Origin of the sequence: Rhizobium terrae, assembly GCF_003425685.1 — a bacterium.
Lineage (GTDB): Bacteria > Pseudomonadota > Alphaproteobacteria > Rhizobiales > Rhizobiaceae > Neorhizobium > Neorhizobium terrae.
In genome coordinates this window covers 307451-330509 of the sequence record NZ_QJKM01000005.1, presented here as the reverse complement: position 1 = coordinate 330509, position 23059 = coordinate 307451, and the positions used below count along the sequence as shown (strand labels likewise).

Annotated in this window: 17 protein-coding genes; 5 read left to right on the top strand and 12 right to left on the bottom strand. The window is 62.3% G+C overall.

Annotation, left to right across the window (positions count from 1 at the left end; translation table 11 throughout):
* Positions 1-35: 35 nt before the first annotated feature.
* The 7 genes from DMO26_RS11655 to DMO26_RS11625 all read right to left on the bottom strand — a co-directional run bounded on the left by DMO26_RS11655 (position 36) and on the right by DMO26_RS11625 (position 9377).
* The gene (locus tag DMO26_RS11655; protein ID WP_117192209.1) at positions 36-1736 is read right to left on the bottom strand and encodes a sensor histidine kinase; all 1701 of its coding nucleotides are present in this window, start codon (positions 1734-1736) and stop codon (positions 36-38) included.
* A gap of 230 nt (positions 1737-1966) precedes the next feature.
* Positions 1967-2809, bottom strand: a complete 843-nt coding sequence (locus DMO26_RS34375; protein ID WP_117192208.1) for a BON domain-containing protein — start codon at positions 2807-2809, stop codon at positions 1967-1969.
* Between the two features lie 116 nt (positions 2810-2925).
* On the bottom strand, positions 2926-4785 hold the full coding sequence (gene treZ, locus DMO26_RS11645; RefSeq protein WP_117192207.1) for a malto-oligosyltrehalose trehalohydrolase: 1860 nt from the start codon (positions 4783-4785) through the stop codon (positions 2926-2928).
* Positions 4786-4920: 135 nt separating this feature from the next.
* Positions 4921-6027 carry an ABC transporter ATP-binding protein gene (locus tag DMO26_RS11640; protein ID WP_117192206.1) on the bottom strand — a complete coding sequence of 369 codons (1107 nt, stop codon included), beginning with the start codon at positions 6025-6027 and terminating at the stop codon, positions 4921-4923.
* Positions 6028-6033: 6 nt separating this feature from the next.
* The gene (locus DMO26_RS11635) at positions 6034-6915 is read right to left on the bottom strand and encodes a carbohydrate ABC transporter permease (protein ID WP_117192205.1); all 882 of its coding nucleotides are present in this window, start codon (positions 6913-6915) and stop codon (positions 6034-6036) included.
* Positions 6912-7850, bottom strand: coding sequence for a carbohydrate ABC transporter permease (locus DMO26_RS11630; protein WP_205421206.1), 939 nt, complete (start codon positions 7848-7850; stop codon positions 6912-6914). The genes DMO26_RS11635 and DMO26_RS11630 overlap by 4 nt, the downstream gene beginning before the upstream one ends.
* Before the next feature lie 276 nt (positions 7851-8126).
* Positions 8127-9377, bottom strand: a complete 1251-nt coding sequence (locus tag DMO26_RS11625; protein WP_205421205.1) for an ABC transporter substrate-binding protein — start codon at positions 9375-9377, stop codon at positions 8127-8129.
* A 266-nt stretch (positions 9378-9643) separates the two neighbouring features.
* Between DMO26_RS11625 and DMO26_RS11620 the strand changes: the two genes are divergently transcribed.
* Complete coding sequence (locus DMO26_RS11620; protein ID WP_117192203.1) at positions 9644-10708, top strand: LacI family transcriptional regulator; 1065 nt, start codon at positions 9644-9646, stop codon at positions 10706-10708.
* Between the two features lie 94 nt (positions 10709-10802).
* Here DMO26_RS11620 and DMO26_RS11615 read toward each other — a convergent pair whose 3' ends face one another.
* The 5 genes from DMO26_RS11615 to DMO26_RS11595 all read right to left on the bottom strand — a co-directional run bounded on the left by DMO26_RS11615 (position 10803) and on the right by DMO26_RS11595 (position 17467).
* Positions 10803-12308, bottom strand: coding sequence for a tripartite tricarboxylate transporter permease (locus tag DMO26_RS11615; protein WP_117192202.1), 1506 nt, complete (start codon positions 12306-12308; stop codon positions 10803-10805).
* 25 nt (positions 12309-12333) lie between these two features.
* Entirely contained in the window at positions 12334-12795 is a 462-nt protein-coding gene (locus DMO26_RS11610; RefSeq protein ID WP_117192201.1) for a tripartite tricarboxylate transporter TctB family protein, read from the bottom strand.
* A gap of 188 nt (positions 12796-12983) precedes the next feature.
* On the bottom strand, positions 12984-13967 hold the full coding sequence (locus tag DMO26_RS11605; protein WP_117192200.1) for a tripartite tricarboxylate transporter substrate-binding protein: 984 nt from the start codon (positions 13965-13967) through the stop codon (positions 12984-12986).
* 291 nt (positions 13968-14258) lie between these two features.
* A complete protein-coding gene (locus DMO26_RS11600; RefSeq protein WP_117192199.1) occupies positions 14259-15644 on the bottom strand; it encodes a sigma-54-dependent transcriptional regulator in 1386 nt (461 codons plus the stop codon).
* On the bottom strand, positions 15641-17467 hold the full coding sequence (locus DMO26_RS11595; protein WP_264319357.1) for a sensor histidine kinase: 1827 nt from the start codon (positions 17465-17467) through the stop codon (positions 15641-15643). The genes DMO26_RS11600 and DMO26_RS11595 overlap by 4 nt, the downstream gene beginning before the upstream one ends.
* A 270-nt stretch (positions 17468-17737) precedes the next feature.
* Here DMO26_RS11595 and DMO26_RS11590 point away from each other — a divergent pair, with 270 nt between their 5' ends.
* From DMO26_RS11590 to DMO26_RS11575, 4 genes are all read left to right on the top strand, one after another.
* Positions 17738-18220: a DUF4126 family protein gene (locus tag DMO26_RS11590; RefSeq protein ID WP_117192198.1), complete on the top strand. Its 483-nt coding sequence runs from the start codon at positions 17738-17740 to the stop codon at positions 18218-18220.
* Positions 18221-18228: 8 nt separating this feature from the next.
* On the top strand, positions 18229-19596 hold the full coding sequence (locus tag DMO26_RS11585) for an FAD-containing oxidoreductase (protein WP_117192197.1): 1368 nt from the start codon (positions 18229-18231) through the stop codon (positions 19594-19596).
* A gap of 102 nt (positions 19597-19698) precedes the next feature.
* Positions 19699-21660, top strand: a complete 1962-nt coding sequence (gene asnB / locus DMO26_RS11580; RefSeq protein WP_117192196.1) for an asparagine synthase (glutamine-hydrolyzing) — start codon at positions 19699-19701, stop codon at positions 21658-21660.
* Complete coding sequence (locus DMO26_RS11575; protein ID WP_117192195.1) at positions 21657-22967, top strand: lipopolysaccharide biosynthesis protein; 1311 nt, start codon at positions 21657-21659, stop codon at positions 22965-22967. The genes asnB and DMO26_RS11575 overlap by 4 nt, the downstream gene beginning before the upstream one ends.
* Positions 22968-23059 lie beyond the last annotated feature (92 nt).

The window sequence follows — 23059 nt, the reverse complement described above, 5'->3', positions numbered from 1 at the left end:
ACGCTGCTTCGTTCCGGCACCGATGGCCATTGAGATCAGATTGCTATATCCGCAAGCGTGTCGCCGCCTTCCCCGCGTTCGAATGCGGCGCGGGGAGCGGTCAGGATCCAGCAAAGACCTGCGGGATGGAAATTTACATCCACATGCCCCCGGAAGGCGGCCGATGCATGACGCTTGATGATCGTCGTGCCGAAACCGGTACGGGAAGGTTCGCGCACGGACGGCCCGTCCCTTTCCTCCCAGATGAGGCGAAGCAGGGGCTCCTCTTCCTTTTCGTCCACCACGTCCTTCCAAGTGATGTGCACCTTGCCCTGCGGCACGGAAAGCGCACCGTATTTGACGGAATTGGTGGCGAGTTCGTGCAGGACGAGGCCGAGGTTCTGCACCGCTTCCGCCTTGAGCGTGAAATCCAGGCCCTGCAATTCGACACGATCGGCGACTTCCGCAAACGTGCTCATGTGGATTTCTACCACCCGGCGGATCGAAACGCCCGCCCATTGTTCCTTCGCCAGCGCCTCGATCGATTTTCCGAGCCCTTGCAGGCGGTTGCCGATCGCCTTCTGGAACTCCTCCATCGTCGTGTCTTGCCGGGCGAGCTGGCGCATCATCGCCTGCACCAGCGTCAGGATGTTCTTGGTGCGGTGGACGAGTTCGTGCAGGATGAGATGGATGCGGTCTTCTGCCTGGCTGCGGTCGAAGGATGCGTTCGAAAGAGCGATCGCCACCTGGTTGGCTTCGCGGATCTTGGTCTGCACCGGAGAAACGATTTCGCCACGGCCGATCCGCTCGGCCATCTCGGCGATCTGCCGGATCGGAATGCGAAGCTGGCGCCCGACCAGCCAGGCGATCAGCATGCCGACGGCGAGGAAGATGACTCCGCCGGCAATCAACTGCCGCCAGGTGGTCAGGATGCTCGCCTGCGCCGCGTCGATCGGCCCCCAGACAACGGCCTTCCAGGTCCAGCCGGTAATCTGCGCATAGCCGTACATCTGCTTCAGATCGCCATCCACATCCTCGATCGTACCCTTGAAACCGGTCATCAGCTTCAGCGTGTTGGCGGGAAAAGCCGTACCGGGCGGCAGCGCACCTGCGCCGAGCGACGTCACCACATGTCCGGAGCCGTCGACGACCGCCATGGTCCAGCCTGTTGGAAGCCCCTCCGTCGAGATGAGCTTCTGCAGGTCCTCGGCATTCTGCGTGATGATCATCGCAGAGCCGGAATACGAAATCTCCTTGGGCAGCGGCATGGTGACGTTGAACACATGCTTGCCGCTGGTCACGCCGAAAAAGACGTTGGAAACTTCGGTGACGCCTGTCTTGAGGACAGATTCCAATGACGCGACATTGGACATCTTGCCGAGCTGCGTATCGAAGGGAACGCGGGTGTTGAGCCGCTGCTGACCGTCCCGATTGACGACAAGCACGTAGAGCGAATTGGATCGCAGGCTGTTTTGCGTCCGGTTGTGGAAGGCCCGCAGATCGCCCCGTTCGAGCTCCGGCGACGTCACCAGCAGCCTGAGGGTGGTTGCCATGTCCTGAAGTTCGCGATCAACCGAACGCGCGATGAGCTGGGCATCCTCGGCCGTCTCGTTCGCAAGGATTTCCCGCTCGTTGGACTCCAGCTCCATCATCAGATAACCGACAAAGATCAGCAAAGGCAGTGCGACGCCGGCCGTGAGGGCGACCAGGTAAGCGCCGATGGGCGCCGTTGGAAAAAAACGCGAAATCCTAAACATTCCGCGCATTTACCTCAAAGAAACACCCAGGTGCCCGTGCCACCTGCCGGTATGCTCATATCAGTATCCCGCCCTTTGCTAATATAAATAGCGGGTCTGTTCTAACTGGTTTTGGGAGCCGGGCCAAGGATTGATTGCCTGCGATATGTCTTGGCAACAGGCGGAATGTCATTTCGTGCACAACCGGGCCGCCCCGGAAAGGGCGACCCTGGTTACCGATGGCGCGGAGATCAGATGGTTGTCGATCCGCTCAGGGTATTGGTGGAAATATTGTTGACACGCAGGTTGTTCTGCACGTGCCGAACTCCGGAAATGCCGTCTACCAGATCTTCTGCCCGACGCTTGTCCCAACGGCTCGAAATGAAGCCGTCGAGCGTCACTTCTCCTTCCTTCACCGTCACGGTGATGTTCGACGCGTCGAGGATGGGATCGTCGCTCAATCGATCATTGACATCTTCTTCGATGCGGGCGTCGGAACGCTGATAGCCCTTGGGGCCTTTGCCGCGATGGGCATCCATCATGCGCCGCTGTTCGGCTTCCTCGTCGCCAAGCCAGGAGGAGACCTCGTCGCCGGCCCGCTCCATGAACGAGCGCTTGCGGCCATGCTCATCCGAGGATCGGGAACGATTCTCGCCGCCATAACCATACCGGTTTCCAAAGCTGTCGCGTTGGTCGGAACCATAACCGTAGCGGTCGCCGAAGGACTGTCCGGAGCGATTGCGGCCGGGCTCGTAGCTGAACGAGGACGGGTTGCCCCTGTAGGATTCGCGGGCCCAGGCGCGCGACCGTTCCGTATCGCCATATCCGAAATCGTCGCCCGCCCATTGTTCGCTGCGGCCATAACGGGAGAAGCGCGAGCGGTCGCTTTCCTCGCGGCCGCCGAAAGTATTGTCGCCATCGCGCTGCTGGTCGCCGAAACCGCGTACATAACCGGTGTCGCCCGGCCGGTATTCGCTGGAGGGCTCGTGGCCACCTTCGCGAGAGAATGTGGAATCGTCACGAGAGAAATCGCGCTCGTCGCGCCTGCGGTCATTGCGATACCCGCCTGACTGGGAATAATTTCCGTTAGCCATTGTCTGTCTCCTCAATCTGGATTGGTCCCTCGACTGGATGGAATCCCGCGCCGACGGGACACCATCCGAACCCCGGCCAGCAGGGTTTGTTCCGGCCTTTTGGGATCGGCGGCCAATCAATCGACCGATACTGCCATCGCCATCGAGAGGCCCGGAAGCAGTCTCCCGTCCTCGAGCCCGGACGCTTCGGCATGAAAGACCATGCCGGAAACGGACGGAACCGGCTTGGCCGCCGTCGACAGATTGGCTCGAAGCTGAAGTAGCCGGTCTCCCAGCCGCCAGTCGATCGCGACGATGCCCTCCTCGGCCTGCAGCGTCTGGCCCGAATGGGGGGGCGCGAAACGCAGGCCTGGAACCACATGTTCCTGGCGCTTGGCGATGAGGACGGCGAGACGATCCCGGAACGATTGTCCTTCCAGGGACCAGGCGTGGTCCCAGCCGAGTTTTGAACGCTCGAACGTCTCCGGCCGATTGGGATCGGCTATATCTTCCGGGTTCGAAACGCCCGCCGGAATGCCGCCGAAACTGGCGGCCTCGTTGATCCGGTTGTGCCAGACCGCCCGGGCCAGCTCTCCCTCGTAATCGCTGAAGAAGCGGAAGCTGCGAACCTCGCCGTAATCCTCGCCCATGAACAGCATGGGAATCTGCGGCGAGAGGATCAGCATCGCCGTCATGACGCGCAGCATCCGCGGATCGGCAAGCGAAATCAGCCGCTCGCCTTCGGCGCGATTGCCGACCTGGTCGTGGTTCTGCAGGAAATTGATGAAGGCCGAGGGCGGCAGATGACCGCTGCGCTCTCCACGCGCCTCTCCCTTTGGCGATGCCTCGCCCTGATAGATAAAACCCTCCGCCAAGCCCCGCGCGAGCTTTGCGACCGGCCGCTCGGCAAAAATCTCCACATATCCCGTCGTCTCGCCGGTGGCGATCACATGCGCCGCATGATGGACATCGTGATTCCATCCGGCCTCATAAAGAAGTGCCTCGCCAGTGCGGTTTCGTTCCAGATAACCGGTGATGTTGCGGTGGTCCTCCATGACGAGATGCCGCCGGCGTCCCGCCACTTCGCGGCGGACCCGTTGCGCCAGCTCGGTCAGGAAGTGAACGTCCGAAGCGTCGTCATTGATCTGATCGACGGCATCGAGGCGCAACCCGTCGAGATTGTATTCCTCCAGCCAGTAGAGGGCGTTCTCGATGAAGAAACGTCGCACTTGGGGCTGGGCGAAATTGATCGCCGGCCCCCAGGGCGTCGTCCGCTCGGGATCGAAGAAGGACGGCACATAACGATCGAACAGGTTGCCGAGCGGACCGAAATGATTGTAGACCACATCGAGCATCACCGACAGCCCATGCCGGTGCGCAGCGTCGACGAAAGCCTTCATGTCGTCGGGCGAACCGTAGGCATGATGCGGTGCATAGGGCAGCACGCCATCGTAACCCCAGCCGCGCTCGCCCGGAAACTGATTGACCGGCATGAGCTGCAGCACGGTGATGCCGAGGTCCGCCAGTTCCCGCAACCTGCCGATCGCGGCGAGAAAGGTGCCTTCAGGCGTAAAAGTGCCGATATGGATCTCGTAGAGGATCGCCTCCTCCCAGGCGTGGCCCTGCCAGTCGGTCGCATGCCAGCGAAAGAAGGTGGGATCGATGACGATCGAAGGTCCGTCGATACCGCCATGCTGGGCGCGCGAAGCCGGATCCGGCATGGCGACGCCGTCAGGCATCACGAACCGATAGGATGTGCCCGGCGCAACATCTTCCGTGGTCAGTGTGAACCAGCCGTCGCCGGCTGGCAGCATTTCCCGATTGCGGTCGGCGATCCGCACACGCAGGCGTTCCGCCTCAGGCATCCACAAACGAAAGGTGACCTCTCCGTTACCTAGATATTCGGCGCCCCAGAACTTGGGGAAAGCACGCTCGAAAGGGCGCACGGAGGCTTCGTTGCGTGAATCGAACTGCGTGAAATCTCGGGTCAGGGACATGACATCTCCTTGGTTCCAACAGGTCCAAGGGAACACCAGTCCGTGAGGATTGGTTCCCCACGGATCTATAAGCAGTTGTTATCGCTTGTTAAAAATAAGGCGCAGCATCTTACGTGAAGTGCCGCTCGGGCCGCATCAATCGATACGGCTTCCCGTCTGGGGATCGAAAACGACGGCCTTGTCCAGATTGAAAGCGAAAGAGAACTTCTCTCCCGGCGCCACGTGAACGTCGGCACGGGTGCGGGCCGTGAAGCTCGCCCCATCCAGCCGGCCGGTGACGAAGGTGTCCGAGCCGGTCGGTTCGACCATGGTCACGTCGGCCTCGATTCTGGCAACCGAACGTACCTGCGGATCGAGAAGGCCGGTATCGGTGATCGCCTCCGGACGCAGCCCGAGGATGACCTCCTTGCCGTCGGCGAGGCCGGCGGTGACGGAGGGCGGCATGGCGACCTTGACGCCGTCGTTGCCGAACAGCGCGATACTTTGCTGACCATCGGCGCCGGAAACTTGGCCCTTCAGCATGTTCATGGCCGGCGAACCCATGAAATCGGCGACGAAAAGGTTGGCCGGGCGGTTGTAGATTTCCGCCGGCGTGCCGACCTGCTGGACGGTGCCTTCCTTGAGGACGACGATCTTGGTGGCGAGTGTCATCGCCTCGATCTGGTCGTGGGTGACGTAGACGATCGTCGCATGGGTGTTCTGGTGCAGCGCCTTGATTTCGGCGCGCACTTCGACACGCAGCTTGGCGTCGAGGTTGGAGAGCGGCTCGTCGAAGAGGAAGACCCGCGGCTGGCGCACCAGCGCCCGGCCCATCGCGACACGCTGCCGCTGTCCGCCGGAAAGCTGGCTCGGACGACGCTTCAGCAGATGCTCGATCTGCAGGGTCTTGGCGACTTTCTTCACCTCCGCCTCACGCTGCGCCTTCTCGACACCGCGCATTTCGAGCGCGAACGCGATGTTCTCTTCCACCGTCATGTTCGGGTAAAGCGCGTAGGACTGGAAGACCATGGCGATATCGCGCTTCGACGGATGGAGATCCGTGACCACCTGGCCATCGATGACGATGTCGCCCGAAGACGGCGGCAGGAGGCCCGCGATCGCATTCAACAAGGTCGACTTGCCGCAGCCGGACGGACCGACCAGAACCAGGAACCCGCCCTTTTCGAGGCCGATATTGATCCCCTTGAGGATCTCGTTATTGCCGATCTTCTTGCGGATATCCTTGATTTCAAGAAAGCTCATGTGCGGTTATCCCTTCACGGCGCCGGCCATCAGGCCGCGCACGAAATAGCGTCCGGCGACGATATAGACGAACAGGGTCGGCAGGGCGGCGAAGATGGCGGCCGCCATGTCGACATTGTATTCCTTGACGCCGGTGGAGGAGGAGACGAGGTTGTTCAGCGCTACCGTCATCGGCGAGGATGCACCGCCCGAGAAGGATACGCCGAACAGGAAGTCGTTCCAGATATTGGTGAACTGGTAGATGATCGTGACGACGATGATCGGCCCGGAGGTCGGCAGCAGGATGCGCCAGAAGATCCGGAAGAAGCCGGCGCCGTCGATCATCGCCGCCTTGATGAGTTCGTCCGGAAAGGCTTCGTAATAGTTGCGGAAGAACAGCGTCGTGAAGCCGAGACCGTAGATCACGTGCACCATGACAAGGCCGGTCGTCGAGTTCGACAGGCCCATCAGGCCGAGCAGGCGCGCCATCGGGATGAGCACGGCCTGGAACGGGATGAAGCAGGCGAACAGCATCATGCCGAAGACGATCTTGTGGCCCGGGAAGCGCCACTTGGTGAGTACGTAGCCGTTCAGCGCGCCGAGCAGCGTCGAGATGATCACCGCCGGCACCACCATCTTGATGGAGTTCCAGAAATACCCTTTGATACCGACGCAGGAGACGCCGATGCAGGCCTCGCCCCAGGCCTTCACCCAGGCGGCGATCGACGGGTCCTTCGGCAGCGCCAGCATGTCGCCGCCGCGGATTTCGTCAAGCGATTTCAAGGACGTCGTCAGCATGACGTAGAGCGGCAACAGATAGACCAGTGCCAGCACAATCAAGGCCGCATAGATGAAATAGCGGGCGGTGCGGGCCTGGCCGGCGCTGACGGTTTCGTTTGCGGCGCTCATTGCTTCCTCTCCCGCAGTTCAGAATAGAGGTAGGGCACGATGATTGCGGTAATGCCCATCAGCATCATCACCGCGCTCGCCGAGCCGACATTCATCTGGTTGCGGTTGAACGTGTAGGAATACATGAAGGTGGACGGCAGTTCGGTCGCATTGCCCGGCCCGCCGCCGGTGAGCGCGATGACCAGGTCGTAGGACTTGATCGCCATATGCGCCAGCACGATGAAAGCCGACAGGAAGATCGGCCGCAGCAGCGGAATGATGATGCGGCGGTAGATGGCGATGTTGGAGGCGCCGTCGATCTGCGCCGCCTTGACGATCTCGCCATCGATGCCGCGAAGGCCTGCAAGAAACATCGCCATCACGAAACCGGACGCCTGCCAGACGCCGGCGATGACGACGGTATAGATCGCCATGTTCGGGTTCACCAGCCAGTCGAACTTGAAGCTCGTCCAGCCGAGATTGTGCATCGTGTGCTCAAGCCCGAGACCGGGGTTCAGGAACCACTTCCAAGCGGTACCCGTGACGACGAAGGACAGCGCCATCGGATAAAGGAAGATCGGACGGAGCACGCCTTCAGCACGGATGCGCTGGTCCATCAAAATGGCGATGAACAGGCCGAGCGCGATGCAGATACCGATATAAAGGATGCCGAAGATCGCCAGGTTCTGCATCGCCACATACCAGTTCGGCTGCGACCAGAGGCGATAATAGGCGTCGAACCCGCCCCATTTGTAGACCGGCAGGATGCGCGAGGTCGTGAACGACAGGTAGACGGTCCAGAGGATGAAGCCGTAGACGAAAACCAGGATCACCGCGAATGAGGGCGCCAGCACGATCTTCGGCAGTGCATTGCGCAACCCGTCCGCAAAGGTGCGGCCCTGTCTCTGCGGCGTCCCCTCGGGTGTCAGGGCGGGCACCGGCTCGATTGTCGTCATCATGACCTCCGGGTGGGGGCAGGAGAAATAACAGCTATCAGAAAGCCAAGCTTACCCCCTCACCAACAAAATCTAGCACTTAGCTTTCAGCTAAGATGCTGATTTTGTAACCTCTCCCACCAAGGGAGAGGTAGGACGGCGGCGGCGCGGCATCCTTATCTCTCCCTTTGTGGGAGAGAAAGCAATTTCAGCATCTTAGCTGAAAGCTAAGTGCTGGAAATTGCAAGTGAGGGGATCGCCGTCAGGCAACCCCCTCACCCATTCATGCAAAGCTACTTACTTCGCAGCCTTGACTGCTTCCGGCAAGCGCTTCAGCGCTGCGTCGGTCGTCAACTGGCCATTCAGGTGCTGGGTGATGACGTCAAGCATGGCTTCCTTGATGGCCGCCGGCTGAGCGTAACCATGGGCAAGCGAGCCCATCAGCGTGCCCTTGGAAGAGGCTTCGGCGAGATCCGCCATGCCCTTCTTGCCGCAATCGTCGAACTTTTCGTTCGAGACGTCGGTACGGGCCGGGACCGAACCCTTGACCGTGTTGAAGGCGATCTGGAAGGCCGGATCCTCGACGGCGGACGCCATCTTCATCTGCGCCTTTTCGGCGTCACCGCCCACGTCGAACATCATGAACTGGTCGGCGTTGAAGAGGACGGACCCCTGGGTGCCCGGGAAGCGGATGCAGACGAAGTCGGCGCCCGGCTTCTTGTTGGCGCGCAGCCACTCACCCTTGGACCAGTCGCCCATTTCCTGTGCGCCGGCCTTGCCTTCGATGACCATGGCCGTCGACAGGTTCCATTCGCGGCCCGAGAAGTTCGGATCGAAATAGGTGCGCAGCTTCGACATGGTGTCGAAAACCTTCTTCATCGTGTCGCCGGAAAGAGCCGCCGGGTCGAGATCGAGAACGGCCTTCTTGTAGAAGTCCGGACCGCCGGTCGACAGAACGACGGCTTCCCAGAGCGTGCCGTCCTGCCACGGAACGCCGCCGTGAGCGAGAGCGGTGAGGCCCTGCGCCTTGAAGGCGTCGAGCATGGCGATGAGTTCGGTGATATTGGTCGGAACCTTACCGCCAGCCTTGTCGAGAGCCGCCTTGTTGATCCACAGCCAGTTGGTGGAGTGGATATTGACCGGAGCGGCGATCCAGTGGCCGTCATACTTCGAGAAGTTCTGGAGGGCGATCGGAATTACCTTGTCCCAGCCTTCCTTCTTGGCGAGGTCGTCGAGGTTTGCGGCAACACCCATTTCCGCCCAGTCGCGGAGGTCGAAGCCGAGCAGCTGGACGGCGGTCGGCGGATCACCGGCCGTCACACGGGCGCGAAGCGCGGTCATGGCAGCGGAGCCTGCACCGCCGGCAACCGGCATGTCCTTCCAGGCGACGCCCTGCTTCTGCAGGTTTTCCTTCAAGACGTTGAGGGCGGCCGCTTCACCGCCGGAAGTCCACCAATGCAGGACTTCGACCTGCTCGGCGGCCTTGGCGGCACCGGCCGTCATCGCGATAAGAGCCGCACCGGCGGCGAGTTTGGCAATCATTCGAATCTTCATTGAGAATCTCCCTTTGCATCCGGGCTCCTCTCCGGATATCGGGATTTATAACGATATAAATGCGGGTAGTGTCAACCCGCCCAGGGAGTTTTTTACAGAGTCGAAATTTCCCATTAACATCATGAAAAATATCGCAAATTTAAAACGCTTCCAAATTTTCCTCGGGAAGCGAGAAAAATTTCTGGCGCCTTTGAAAAAATTTGCAACGATATAGATGAGGCTCGCTCCGGTTCCGGAGCCTGCATGGAGGAGATGAGGATATGTCGCTGGAGGACCCAGAGGACAAGGGGGAGAACAAGAGTCGGCGGGCGATGCCGGCCCGGGGAACCGAAAAGGCCGGCACTGGTGCGAAGCCAACCCTGAAGACGATCGCCGAACTGACGGGGCTTGCCGTCACCACCGTGTCGCGCGCGCTGGCCGACGCGCCGCAGATCGCGCTTGAGACGCGGCTGCGGGTCAGGCAGGTGGCGGAAGAGATCGGCTACCTGCCTGACCGCGCCGCGCAGCGCCTGCGCACCGGCCGCACCAATGTCATCAGCCTCGTGCTCGATCCGCACGAAGAAATCCTCGGTTACGCCACCTCGATGATCAACGGGCTGACAGAGGCATTGCGCGGCACCGCCTACCACCTTGTCATCACCCCGCATTTTCTGAACACGCCGCAGATCGATCCGGTGCGCCACATCATGCGCAACCGCATGGCCGACGGCATCATCTTCACCCGCACCGAGCCCTCCGACGAACGCGTCAAGCTTTTGATGGAAAACAATTTTCCGTTCATCTGTCATGGCCGCACGGAGCTCGCGACCGCCCACCCGTTTGTCGATTACGACAATTACGGCTTCGCCTATCAGGCGGCCCGCAAACTCATCGCCGCCGGCGCGAAAAAGCTGTCGATCATCCTGCCGCCGGACCGCTTTACCTTCGCCCATCATATGCGCCACGGCTTCATGACGGCCGTGCGCGAGGAAGGCGTCGGGTTCGAAATCGCCACGGGCGTGACGCTGGACAGCAAGTCCGACGACATTCGCGACTATGTCTATAAAAGGATGGGAGAGCCGGAGCGGCCGGACGGCTATATCTGCGGCGGCGAGGTATCGGCGCTCGCGGTGATGGCGTCCGCTTATGACCGCGGTCTTGAACTCGGCAGCGACGTGCATCTGGTCGCCAAACAGACGTCCGGCCTGTTCGACCAGATCCGGCCTCGTGTCGAGACGATCTACGAGGACCTGACCGAGGCCGGTCTTCTGATGGGCCGGCTGCTTCTGAAGCACATAGCCGGGCGGGCTCCGGTGGCTGAACTGCAAGCGCTCCAGACGGTATGACCGCCTGAAGCGTTGTCGCGCAATCCCGTCAGGAAGATTGCGAAAGGTTTCAGCGTCGCGCGGGACTTGGTCGCGCGACGCTGTCCGCGGCTTCTCAATCCTCTTCCACGAAGACTTCCTCGCGCTTCTTCTTGACGCTCGGCAGGAAGACGATGACAAGAACGAGTGCAGCGAAGAAGAGGAGGGCCGCGCTGATCGGACGCGTAACGAACGTGCTCGGATCGCCGCGCGAAAGGATCATCGCCCGTCTCAGGTTCTCTTCCAGCAGCGGGCCGAGGACGAAACCGAGCAGCAGCGGGGCGGGCTCGCAGCGCAGTTTCGACAGCACGTAGCCGATGAGACCGAAGAAGGCGACGGAATAGAGGTCGTAGACGTTCGAATTGACGCTGTAGACCCCGATGGCGCAGAACGCCATGATGATCGGGAAGAGGACATAATACGGGATCGTCAGGAGCTTTACCCACAGCCCGATCAGCGGCAGGTTGAGCACGACCAGCATCAGGTTGCCGATCCACATCGAGGCGATGATACCCCAGAAGAGCGCCGGCTGTTCGGTGGCAACGTTCGGGCCGGGCACGATGCCCTGGATGATCATCGCGCCGACCATCAGCGCCATGACCGGATTGGCCGGAATGCCGAGTGTGAGCAGCGGGATGAACGAGGTCTGGGCGCCGGCGTTATTGGCCGATTCCGGGCCGGCAACGCCGGCGACGGCGCCGTGGCCGAATTCCTCCGGATGCTTCGAGACCTTCTTTTCGACCGTATAGGACGCGAACGCGGCAAGGATCGCGCCGCCGCCCGGCAGGATGCCGAGGATGGAGCCGATTACCGTACCGCGTAGCACCGGCGCGATCATCGCCCTGAAATCCTCCTTCGACGGCAGGAGTCCGCTGACCTTGGACATCAGCACCGAACGGGTCTTTTCGCTTTCGAGGTTGCGCAGGATTTCCGCGATGCCGAAGACCCCGACGGCGACCGCGACGAAGTTCAGTCCGTCCGCATACTCGCGGATGCCGAGGGTGAAGCGCGGCGTGCCGGTATAAATGTCGGTGCCGACAAGGCCGAGCAGCAGGCCGAGCGCCACCATGGCAAGCGCCTTGACGATCGAACCATGCGCCAAGGCGATCGACGATACGAGGCCGACGACCATCAGCGAGAAATATTCGGCGGCGCCGAACTGCAGCGCGATCTGCGTCAGCGGCGGCGCGAAGATCGCCACCAGGAAGGTCGAAACCGTGCCGGCGAAGAACGAGCCGATGGCGGCGATCGCAAGCGCCGCGCCCGCCTTGCCCTTGCGGGCCATCTGGTAACCATCGATGGCGGTAACGGCGGACGAGGATTCGCCCGGCATGTTGATGAGGATCGCCGTGGTCGAACCGCCGTATTGGGCGCCGTAATAGATGCCGGCCAGCATGATCAGCGACGAGACTGGCTCGAGCTGGAAGGTGATCGGCAGAAGCATGGCGATCGTCGCCGTCGCGCCGATGCCGGGGAGCACGCCGATCAGCGTTCCGAGCAGCACGCCGATCAGGCAGAAGAACAGGTTTTCAAGGGAGGTCGCGGTCGAAAAGCCGAGCGCGAGATTGCTGAAGAGATCCATGGCTCAAAATCCTTAGAAGCCGAGCCTAAAAGCCCAGCCAAGGCCCGAAGGTGCGGAATGGCAGGCCGAGGCCATAACTGAACACGAGCAGCGAAAACACGGTCAGCGCCGCGGAAAGCGCGACAGCGGTCAGCGGTTTCATGCGCTGCGACGCGAAGGCGGCAACGAGCGCGCAGATAAAGACCGCAGGCACGAAGCCGAGCCCGCGCACGGTGAGCCCGAAGATGATCGGTGCCGGCAGGATGAAGACCATGCCGCGCCAGGCGATCGCCCCGATCGGTTCGCCCTGTACCCTGACCGCCTGGCCGAGGACGATCCCACCGAGCAGGATGAGCACGCAGGCGAGAATGAACGGGAAATAGCCCGGCCCCATGCGCAGCGCCGTGCCTAGTTCGAGATCAAGGGATTCGAGGGCGAAAAAGAGGCCCGTGGCGATCAGCAGCAGCCCGCAGATGAGATTGGTCGTATCGACTTTCAGGGAATTCATGGTGTCTCCGTAGAGGATGGAGATGCAAATTCGGCGTGCAAGATGCCCCTCGTCCCGCTACCGGGAACTTCTCTCCGCTCGCGGGGAGAAGGAGCGTGCCGCACCGGCTCCCTCGGCAACAAACGATGGGTGGGGCACGTCCCCTCTCCCCGCAAGCGGGGAGAGGGTGAGGGGTTAAGGATCGCGTTTCAGTCCGCGTACTGGCCGGCAGCTTCGATGACCGGCTTCCAGCGCGCGATCTCGCCTTCGAGCTTGGCCTTCAGCGCTTCCGGCGTGGCATCGGCATCCGGCGAAGGAGTCGTGCCGAGTTCGGCGAAGCGGGCGCCGACATTGGTGTCCTTGAGAGCGACCTTCAGCGCCTTGTTGAGCTTGTCGATCGCTTCCTTCGGCGCGCCCTTCGGAGCATACATGCCGTGCCAGATACCGACTTCCATCTGCGGCAGACCGGCTTCCTTGACGGTCGGCAGGTCCTTCAGGACGTCGAGGCGTTTCGGCGAGGTGACAGCGTAAGCTTTCACCGTCTTGCCCTGGATCTGCTTCGTCGTGTTGGTCGTCTGGTCGCACATGATGTCGACCTGGCCGCCGAGCAGATCGGTCATCGCCGGGCCGGTGCCCTTGTAGGGGACGGTGACGAGCGCGGTCTGGATCGAGCTCATGAACAGCATGCCGCAAAGATGCGAAGCGGCGCCGATGCCGGCATTGGCGACGGTGACCTTGTCCTTGTTGGCCTTGGCATATTCGACGAGGCCCTTGAGGTCGTCGGCCGGCATATCCTTGCGGGCGAGCAGCGTCATCGGAACGTCGGTGACGAGACCGATATAGTCGAAAGCCTCAAGCGTCTTGTAGGGCAGCTTGCGGTAGAGCGTGTTGCTGGTCGCCATGCCGATGTGGTGGAGCAGGATCGTATAGCCGTCCTTTTCCGCATTCGCGACACGGGCAGCGCCCAGCGTACCGCCGGCGCCGCCGACATTTTCGACGATGACCTGCTGACCGAGGTCCTTCGACATGGCTTCGGCGACGAGACGGGCGACCGTATCGGTCGGACCGCCGGCCGCAAACGGCACGATCATGGTGATCTGGCGTTCGGGAAAACCCGCTGCATTGGCAACGGTGGAAACCAGCGAAAGCGCCGCAAGGGCGGTTGCGCCGAGAATGGCGTTCAGGATTTTCATCGGGGTCCTCCTGGATGAAACGTATGGCACAGCAGGCGCGCAAGTCTCCTCCGGCGCCAGCCTGCGGGCCATTTGCCGTCAGGCGCGAAACACGCGCAATCGTTGCGAAAGTCTTATTTGAGCTTTTCTGCAAATGCCGCGCCGCAGCATGGGTGGATTCGGAAACAATGCGGGAAAAGCGTGGGTGGATTTCCACCCATTCCCGCAATCACGCTACTCTAAGCGGATCGAAAATGATCTCATCGCCGTGCTTGCCAGAGGAATGACGGCGGGAAAGGTTCGTCCCGGGCATCAACCGTCCCGGTCGTCGTGCAGCAAGTTTTCGAAACCGAGCAGTTTCTTGTCGAGTCCGTATTTCTGCATCTTCTCGTAAAGCGTCTTGCGAGAAATGCCGAGGGATTCGTAGACGGGACGGAGCGCGCCGCCATGTGCTGCGATCTCGCCGGCGATGATGTTGCGTTCGAAGGCGGCGACCTTATCGGCCAACCGCCCTGCCCCATCCCTGGAACCGTCCTTCCCCGAACCGCCCGTTTCGCCGGGTTTCGGATCGAGGCCGAGCACAAGGCGGTCGGCGGCGTTGCGGAGCTCGCGCACATTGCCCGGCCAGTCGCGCTGGGCGATCGCCGAGATGACGTCGGCCGGCACGTCCATGTCCTCGCGGCCGTAACGTGCCGCGGCTTCCCTGACGAGCTGCAGGAAAAGCAGCGGAATGTCCGCCCGCCGCTGCATGAGCGACGGCACATGGATGGTCGCCACATTGAGCCGGTAGAAGAGGTCGGCACGGAAACGTCCTGCGGCCACCTCGGCTTCCAGGTCCACCTTGCTGGTGGCGATGAAGCGCACGTCGAGCGACACGGTCTCGTTGGAGCCGAGGCGGGTGATCACCCGCTCCTGCAGGACGCGCAGGAATTTCGCCTGCAGGTCGACCGGCATCGAGCCGATCTCGTCGAGCAGGATCGTACCGCCACGGCCATGCTCGAACTTGCCGTAGCGCGGTCTGATCGCGCCCGGAAAGGCGCCTGCCTCGTGACCGAAAAGCTCGCTCTCGATCAGGTTTTCCGGCAGCGCCGCGCAGTTGATGGCGATGAACGGCCGGTTGGCGCGCGTGCTGATGTCGTGCAGCGCCCGCGCCACCACTTCCTTGCCGACGCCCGTTTCGCCGATGATCAGCGTATCCGCATCGGCCGCGCCGATGGCACGGATACGGTACCTGAGGTCGACCATGACCTGGGTGCGGCCCGGAAGCCGGGCCTCGACGTCGTCGCGTTTTCCAGCAACAGCCCGAAGCCTGCGGTTTTCGAGCACCAGGCCGCGGCGGTCGAGCGCGCGGCGGATGATGCCGGCAAGATGCTGCGGCGTGAACGGTTTTTCGAGGAAGTCGTAAGCCCCTTCCCGCATCGCCTTGACGGCGAGCTGCACGTCGCCGTGACCGGTCACCAGGATGACCGGGATTTCCGCGTCAAGCTCGCGGATCTTCTGCAAGAGCGTCATGCCGTCCATGCCGGGCATGCGGATGTCGCTGACCACCACCCCGTCGAAGCCGAAGCCGGCAAGTTCCAGCACATGGTCGGCATTCGAGAAGGTCTGGACGTCGAGGCCGAAAAGTTCGAGCGCCTGCGCGGTGGAACGCCGCAGTTCCTCTTCGTCGTCGACCAGGAGAACCCTCTGTCCGCTCACTCCGCCGCCTCCAGAAGACTGCCGTCGGCGATGTCGAGTTCGATCAGGAAGACCGCTCCGCCCTCCGGATGATCCTGGACGGAAAGGCTGCCGCCGAAATCCTTGATGATGTTGTAGGAGATCGAAAGTCCGAGACCGAGACCCTTGCCGACGCCCTTGGTGGTGAAGAACGGATCGAAGATCCGCTCGCGGATGGCGGCCGCTACGCCCGGGCCGCGATCGCGTACCGAAACGAGCACCTTGTCGCCGACCTGTCTGGCCGAGACGGTGATACGCCGGTCGTCGAGGCCTTCCACCGCATCGGCCGCATTGGTGATGATGTTGACCAGAACCTGCTGGAGGCGGACCGCACCCGCCCTCACCGCCGGAACGGCAGGATCGATCTCCATTTCCAGAATGGCGTCCGCGGCCTTGAGGCGGACGGCGACGATCTCCAGCGTGTCGCGCATGACATCCTCGATGCCGACCGGACCGAGCTTTTCGTTCGGCTTGCGGGCGAAGTTGCGCAGGTGCCTGCTGATCGAGGCCATACGGTCGATCAGCGCCGAAATGCGCCGCACATTGTCGCTCGCCTCTTCCGTGCGGCCGAGATCGATCAGCACGCCGGTCGTCTCCGCATAGGTCTTGGCGGCGGCGAGCGGCTGGTTGAGTTCGTGGGAAAGGGCGGCCGACATCTGCCCGAGCCCGGCGAGCTTGCCGGCCTGGATGAGATCCGCCTGGGTCTGGCGCAGGCGCTGTTCGGTAAGTCGCCGCTCGGCGATCTCCTCCTCGATGCGGCTGTTGACGCGGGCGAGATCGGCGGTGCGCTCGATCACCCGCCGTTCGAGTTCGTTGCGGGCTTCGGCCTGCAGCTGCATGCGCTCGCTGAGCCGGGCCCGGCGCTGAACGATGATCGCCGCCGCCAGACCCGCAAGGCAGAGCGTCAGGAGGATGGCCACGATCGCCGTGTTGGCCTGGATGCGCACCGAACTCGTGTCCATCAGCACGTTGACGGTCCAGCCCGCCTCCGGCATCGGCTGCGAGAGGACGAGATATTCTTTTTCCGCGCCGCCATCGGCGATGCTCATGACGTCGTAGCCCGCAAACGAGCCTGGCCTGACCGGCAGTTCGCGCAGTTTCGCGTCTGCATAACGGCGCGAGGCTTCGGTCCGGGCGATGCGATCGGCCGTCAGCGGCCTGATGCTCGCATAGAGCCATTCCGGACTGCCGGTCATGAAGATGATGCCTTCCGGGTCGGAAACGAAGATCCGGTCGTCGCCGCCCTTCCAGCTCTCCTCGATCGAGTCGATATCCACCTTGAAGACGATGACGCCGCGGATGACGCCGTCGATTTCGATGGGCGACCCGAAATAATAGCCGCGCTTCAGCGACGTCGTACCGAGCGCGTAGAACCGCGACTGCTGGCCCCTCGCCGCCTCCTGGAAATAGGGGCGGTAAATGAAATTCTCGCCGATGAAGGAGACCGGGGAATCGTAGTTGCTGGCGGCGATCGTCTCGCCGTCCATCGTCATCACGTAGATGTCCGACGAGGTCAGAAGCGCGTTGATTTCCTTGAGATAGGCATTGGTGCGGGCGCGCAGACCCTCGTTCTTCGGGTCGAAGATGAGCGCTTCGATATTGTTCTGGTCGGCGATCAGCGCGGGCAGCGCCTCGTATCGTTTCAGGTGGCCGTCGAGCGCGGAGACCGCAAGCCTCAACGTGGTGCCCGCCTGCGCGGCCGCCTCCTTCATGTAGCCGCGCGCAACCACCTCGCTGCCCTTGAGGGTCAGCGCCAGGCCGATCGCAACGGCTAAGATCAATGCCAATAGGATACGGTATTTCAACAGATGCGGCTCTTCCTTCGCCTTGCTGGCACTTCATGCATTCTAAATGCTGTCCCGGCGATTTCCATCAAATCTTGCGTATTGCCGCGGGAGAGCGGTGCAACCGGCCTCGGGTTTCGCGGAGCCTTTCCCACCGGCGGTGGAATTACGCAAGCAGGGCTCGTATTCCCGTAATAATGTTCCCGTACCGCTTGACTTCGAAACCGATCACGATTTCGATCTGGGGTGCAACAGCGGGGTAAGCCGCAATGGTGCGGCATAGGGGGTTTGATGATCTATTTGCTTGCACTTCTCATCGGCATCATCGCCGGCCTGCGTGCCATGACGGCACCCGCCGCCATCGCCTGGGCCGCCTATCTCGGCTGGCTTCCCCTCGCCGGCTCCTGGCTCGCCTTCATGGGATCCGTCTGGGCCGTCGGCATCTTCACCATTCTGGCGATCGTCGAACTCGTGACCGACCAGCTTCCCTCGACGCCGAGCCGCAAGGTGCCGCAGCAGTTCGGCGCCCGCCTGCTCATGGGGGCGTTCACGGGTGCCGCGTTGGGCGTGCCGGGTTTAGCGGCCATGGGGATGACCTCCCTCATCATCGGCGTGATCGCCGGCATCATCGGCGCCGCGATCGGCACCTATGGTGGCGCTGCCGCCCGCGCCAAGCTGGCCGCCAGCTTCGGCAAGGATCCGCCGGCCGCCTTCATCGAAGACGCCGTCGCCATCATCGGCGCCTATCTCATCATCGCCTCCATTCCCGCTTGAGGCATCCGATGAAAACCTTCGACGCGATCATCATCGGGGCCGGCCAGGCCGGTCCCTCGCTCGCCGGGCGTTTCAACGACGCCGGCAAGACGGTGGCGATCATCGAGCGCAAGCATGTGGGCGGCACCTGCGTCAACACCGGCTGCAAGCCCACCAAGACGCTCGTCGCCAGCGCCTATGCGGCCCATCTCGCCCGCCGCGGCGCCGCATACGGCGTGATGCTGGAAAGCCCGGTGAAGATCGACATGAAGACGGTGATGCAGCGTTCCCATAAGGTGACGCTTGATTCCCGCCACGGCAACGAAAGCTGGCTCGAAGGCATGCCGAACTGCGCGCTGATCCGCGGCCACGCGCGTTTCGAGGACAGGAATACCGTGCGCGTCGGCGACGAAATCCTGACCGCGCCGCAGATCTTCCTGAATGTCGGCGGCCGGGCCGTGATCCCGGATTTCCCGGGCATAAACGACGTTCCCTACATGACCAACAGCGATATCGTTTTGCTCGATCGGGTGCCGAAGCACCTGCTCGTCATCGGTGGCAGCTATATCGGGCTGGAATTCGCGCAGATGTATCGGCGTTTCGGCGCCGAAGTGACCGTCGTGGAAAAAGGTCCACGCCTGGTCAGTCGCGAGGACGAAGACATTTCCGACGCGATCCGCAGCATTCTGGAAGCGGAAGGCGTGACGGTCATCACCGGCGCGGACGACATCCGGTTCCGCAAGCACGAAGACGGTGTCGCGGTCCATGTGGGCGCCGGCAAGTCCGAAGTGATCGGCTCCGATCTGCTGCTCGCCGTCGGCCGCCGCCCCAATACCGACGATCTCGGCCTGGACAAGGCAGGCGTCGAGACGGATGCCCGTGGCTATATCAAGGTCGACGACCATCTCGCCACCAGTGTCCAGGGCATCTGGGCGCTTGGCGACTGCAACGGCAAGGGCGCCTTCACCCACACGGCCTACAACGATTTCGAGATCGTCGCGGCGAACCTTTTCGACGGCGAGAACCGCAAGGTGTCCGACAGGCTGCTCGGTTACGCGCTCTATATCGACCCGCCGCTTGGTCGCGTCGGCATGAGCGAGACCGAAGCCGGTAAATCCGGCAGGAAGATTCTGGTCAGCCGGCTGCCGATGACGAAGGTCGGCCGCGCCGTCGAAAAGGGCGAGACGCAGGGCCTGATGAAATTCATCGCCGACGCGGAAACGCGAAAAATCCTGGGCGCCGCAATCCTCGGCACCGGCGGCGACGAGTCGATCCACGGCGTACTCGATATGATGAATGCGGGGGCCACCTACGACCAATTGCGCTGGGCGGTTCCGATCCATCCGACGGTCTCGGAATTCTGGCCGACCGTCATCCTCGGCATGCAGGCGACCTGAACCTCTTTTGCACACAGTTCAAATTTTACCGGTCGTTTAAGGGGAACGGCAAGCTTTTCGGTCTATGAACGGATTGAATGTCCCTGTTCATGATGGAAACAGATGTGCGGTTTTGCCGGCTTCCTTGGTGAAGCATGTTTTTCCGGTTCTCCGGAAACTTTGGTGGCCTCCATGGCGGATGCGATTGCCCATCGCGGACCGGACGGGCAAGGCGTGTTCGCCACACCCGGCATAGGGCTTGCGCATGTGCGGCTTTCGATCGTCGGGCTAGCCGACGGCCAGCAGCCGATGACCGAGGCGAGCGGCCGCTACACCATCGCCTTCAACGGCGAAATCTTCAACTACGTCGAACTGCGCAACGAGCTGAAATCGCGTGGCGTCGTATTCAGAACCGGCAGCGACACCGAGGTCCTGCTGCAGCTTTATGCGACTTATGGCGAAGCCTGCCTCTCGCGTCTCAACGGCGATTATGCCTTCGCCATCTGGGATGGCCTGGCGCGCCGGCTGATCCTCGCCCGCGACCGCATGGGCGTGCGTCCACTCTTCTACACTCACCACAAGGGCACGCTTTATTTCGCCTCCGAAGTGAAGGCCCTGCTGCAGGTGCCTGGCGTCGAGGCGGAGCTCGATCCGGTCGCACTCGACCAGATATTCACCCTCTGGGCCCCGATCCCGCCTCGCACTGCCTTCAAAGGGATTTTCGAACTGGAACCCGGACACCTGATGGTCGCGAAGGGTGGACAGACCGATATCAGGCCCTACTGGACGCTCGATTTCCCGGATGCAGGTGAACCCGGGGGCTCCGAACAGCCGGCAAAGGAAGAGGAGCTGCGCGCCCTCCTGACCGACGCGGTGCGGCTCAGGATGCGCGCCGACGTGCCGGTCGGCTCCTATCTCTCCGGCGGACTGGATTCCTCTTTGATCACCGCGCTCGCAGCGCCGATGGCGCCGGGCGGTCTGAACACCTTCTCCGTCACGTTCGACAGCGCCGAGCATGACGAAAGCGCCTTCCAAATGGAAGTCGCCCGCGCACTCGGCACCCGTCACCGCGCCGTCGCCAGCGGCCCGGACGATATCGCCGGCAGTTTTGCGGATGTCATCCGCTTTGCCGAGCGGCCGGTGCTGCGTACCGCGCCGGCACCTCTTTATCGTCTGGCAAGCCTCGTCCGCGAAACAGGCATGAAGGTCGTGCTGACGGGTGAAGGCGCCGACGAGATCTTTGCGGGCTACGACATTTTCCGGGAGGCGCGCGTGCGCCGCTTCTGCGCCCGCCAGCCCGGTTCGAAGATCAGGCCGCATCTCTTCCGCAAGCTCTATCCCTACCTGCCGGGCCTGAAACAGCAGTCGGCGGAATATCTCGCGGCCTTTTTCGGCGCCGGCAACGACCTGATGGACGATCCGCTGTTCTCGCATCGGCCGCGCTTCCGTTCCACGGCGGCGGCGAAGATCTTCTATTCGGACGACCTGCGCGAGGTGCTTGGAAACTACGATGCGGCCGAAGAGCTGGCATCGCGGCTGCCCGATAATTTCCGCCGCTGGCATCCGCTGCACCAGGCGCAATATCTCGAAACCCGCTTCCTGCTGCCGGGCTATATCCTGTCGAGCCAGGGAGACCGTGTCGCAATGGCGCATGGCATCGAAGGCCGTTTCCCCTTCCTCGACCACCGGCTGGTCGAATTCGCGAACACCCTCTCGCCTGAAATGAAGCTCAAGGGCCTCGAGGAAAAGCATATCCTCCGCCGCGTCGCGCGGAACGTGCTGCCCGAAATCATCAGCAAGCGGCCGAAACAGCCCTATCGCGCGCCGGACAGCCGGTCCTTCGCCGGCGATCGTGAACTGGCATATGTCGGCGAGATGCTCGGCGAGCGGGCAATCAGCGCCTCCGGCCTGTTCAATGCCCGCGCGGTCGCGAAGCTGCACCAGAAGTGCCGTATCCAGGCAGTCGGAGGTTTCCGCGACAATGCCGCCTTCGTCGGCATTCTTTCGACCCAGCTCTGGCTGAAGAATTTCGGCGTGCGTGACATCGCGAGCACGAAGGCAGCCGCGGCGGGAGGCCGGGCATGACCCTGCCGAGTTCGATTGGAAAGCTGCCGGGCTATCGCGACCTCCTGCCGCGGGTCTTGTCCTATGCGGCGTCCGGCGGCAGCCTGATCGTCTCCTCGGCCGCGCAGCTCCTGACCTTCGCGATCCTCGCCCGTTTCCTCGGCGTTCACGAATTCAGCCTCTTCGTGGCGATCACCGCCGTCTCGACGATCGCCGTGTTCCTCTGCGGCATCGGCGGCACCGAATGCCTCGTCCGGCGCGTCGCCCGCGACCATTCCATGTATCCGGTCATGCTGGGACACAACATCATCCTGATTTCGGCGAGCGGCATCCTGCTGATCGTCGTGGGAGCGGTCATCCTGCCCTATTTCTTCGATATCTCGTCCAACGGGGCGGTGAACATCGTCGAAATCATGATGATGCTGATCACCAACATCATCCTCGTCCGCTGCATCCTCTTCTCCGAACAGGTCTTCATCGCCTTTTCGGATTTCGGGGCGGCCAACAAGGTGGTGATGGGCTTCGCGCTGATCCGCACCACGGCCGCGGTACTCGCCTGCATCGTCTTCGGCGTGTCGACGCTCTCCGGCTGGATCGTCTGGCAGTTTACCGCCCATCTCGTCATGCTGGGTTTCTGCCTGCTGGCGCTGAGACGGCTCGGACGGCCGAAATTCCAGCTTGTCCGCGAAGAGCTGCGGCTTGGCCTGTTCTTCAGCATTCCTTTCATTCTGAAAGCCGCCCGTCAGAACGCCGACCTCCTGGTTCTGAGCCTCGTCACCAGCGCCGAAATCGTCGCAAGCTACAGCGTCGCGCGCCGTATCATCGATTCGAGCTACCTTTCGGTGGACGCTCTCAACCGGATCGTCTACCCGGGCACAGCCAAGGCCAGCCAGGGCGGCCTGCACCTCGCAACCGAACGCGTTTCGAAGATATTCGCCGCGGCGCTGGCGATCAGCATCGGCGCTGCCGTCGCCATCTTCATCCTCGCACCGATCCTGCCCTATCTCTTCGGCCATGACTACACGTCGCTGGTGTCCTTCGTCCGCACTCTCTGCTGGGTGGTGATCCCGGTCGGCTGCTGGGCGATCGCGGTGGAAGCGCTCGGCGCGTCCGGCCATCAGGGCGCCCGCGCCTCCGTCATGGGGCTCGGCAGCCTCATCGGTGCCGGCGTCGCGGCCTGGGGCACCTGGTACGCGCCGCCCGCCGGAACCTTCGTCTCCTATTACCTGATCGAGATCGCCATGGCGGTTGCCGCCTGGGCCGTTTATTTCCGCGTCGTCAGCCGGAGCAGGGCAAGAAGCCTGGCGACCGAAGCCGTTGCCGGATGATGGATCCCGCCATAAATGCCGGCGGCGCCGAGTTAACCCGATATTCACCCTACTCGCCTAGAGATGGGGAGTGAAAATGTTGGTGAATTGCG

What these genes read in the sequence shown, in the direction of transcription:
- treZ (WP_117192207.1), bottom strand. Translation starts at nt 4,785, where the DNA reads ATGTCCCTGACCCGAGATTTCACGCAGTTCGATTCACGCAACGAAGCC.
- DMO26_RS11630 (WP_205421206.1), bottom strand. Translation starts at nt 7,850, where the DNA reads ATGACGACAATCGAGCCGGTGCCCGCCCTGACACCCGAGGGGACGCCG.
- DMO26_RS11610 (WP_117192201.1), bottom strand. Translation starts at nt 12,795, where the DNA reads ATGAATTCCCTGAAAGTCGATACGACCAATCTCATCTGCGGGCTGCTG.
- DMO26_RS11635 (WP_117192205.1), bottom strand. Translation starts at nt 6,915, where the DNA reads ATGAGCGCCGCAAACGAAACCGTCAGCGCCGGCCAGGCCCGCACCGCC.
- DMO26_RS11585 (WP_117192197.1), top strand. Translation starts at nt 18,229, where the DNA reads ATGAAAACCTTCGACGCGATCATCATCGGGGCCGGCCAGGCCGGTCCC.
- DMO26_RS11590 (WP_117192198.1), top strand. Translation starts at nt 17,738, where the DNA reads ATGATCTATTTGCTTGCACTTCTCATCGGCATCATCGCCGGCCTGCGT.
- DMO26_RS34375 (WP_117192208.1), bottom strand. Translation starts at nt 2,809, where the DNA reads ATGGCTAACGGAAATTATTCCCAGTCAGGCGGGTATCGCAATGACCGC.
- DMO26_RS11620 (WP_117192203.1), top strand. Translation starts at nt 9,644, where the DNA reads ATGTCGCTGGAGGACCCAGAGGACAAGGGGGAGAACAAGAGTCGGCGG.
- asnB (WP_117192196.1), top strand. Translation starts at nt 19,699, where the DNA reads ATGTGCGGTTTTGCCGGCTTCCTTGGTGAAGCATGTTTTTCCGGTTCT.
- DMO26_RS11640 (WP_117192206.1), bottom strand. Translation starts at nt 6,027, where the DNA reads ATGAGCTTTCTTGAAATCAAGGATATCCGCAAGAAGATCGGCAATAAC.
- DMO26_RS11655 (WP_117192209.1), bottom strand. Translation starts at nt 1,736, where the DNA reads ATGTTTAGGATTTCGCGTTTTTTTCCAACGGCGCCCATCGGCGCTTAC.
- DMO26_RS11605 (WP_117192200.1), bottom strand. Translation starts at nt 13,967, where the DNA reads ATGAAAATCCTGAACGCCATTCTCGGCGCAACCGCCCTTGCGGCGCTT.
- DMO26_RS11575 (WP_117192195.1), top strand. Translation starts at nt 21,657, where the DNA reads ATGACCCTGCCGAGTTCGATTGGAAAGCTGCCGGGCTATCGCGACCTC.
- DMO26_RS11615 (WP_117192202.1), bottom strand. Translation starts at nt 12,308, where the DNA reads ATGGATCTCTTCAGCAATCTCGCGCTCGGCTTTTCGACCGCGACCTCC.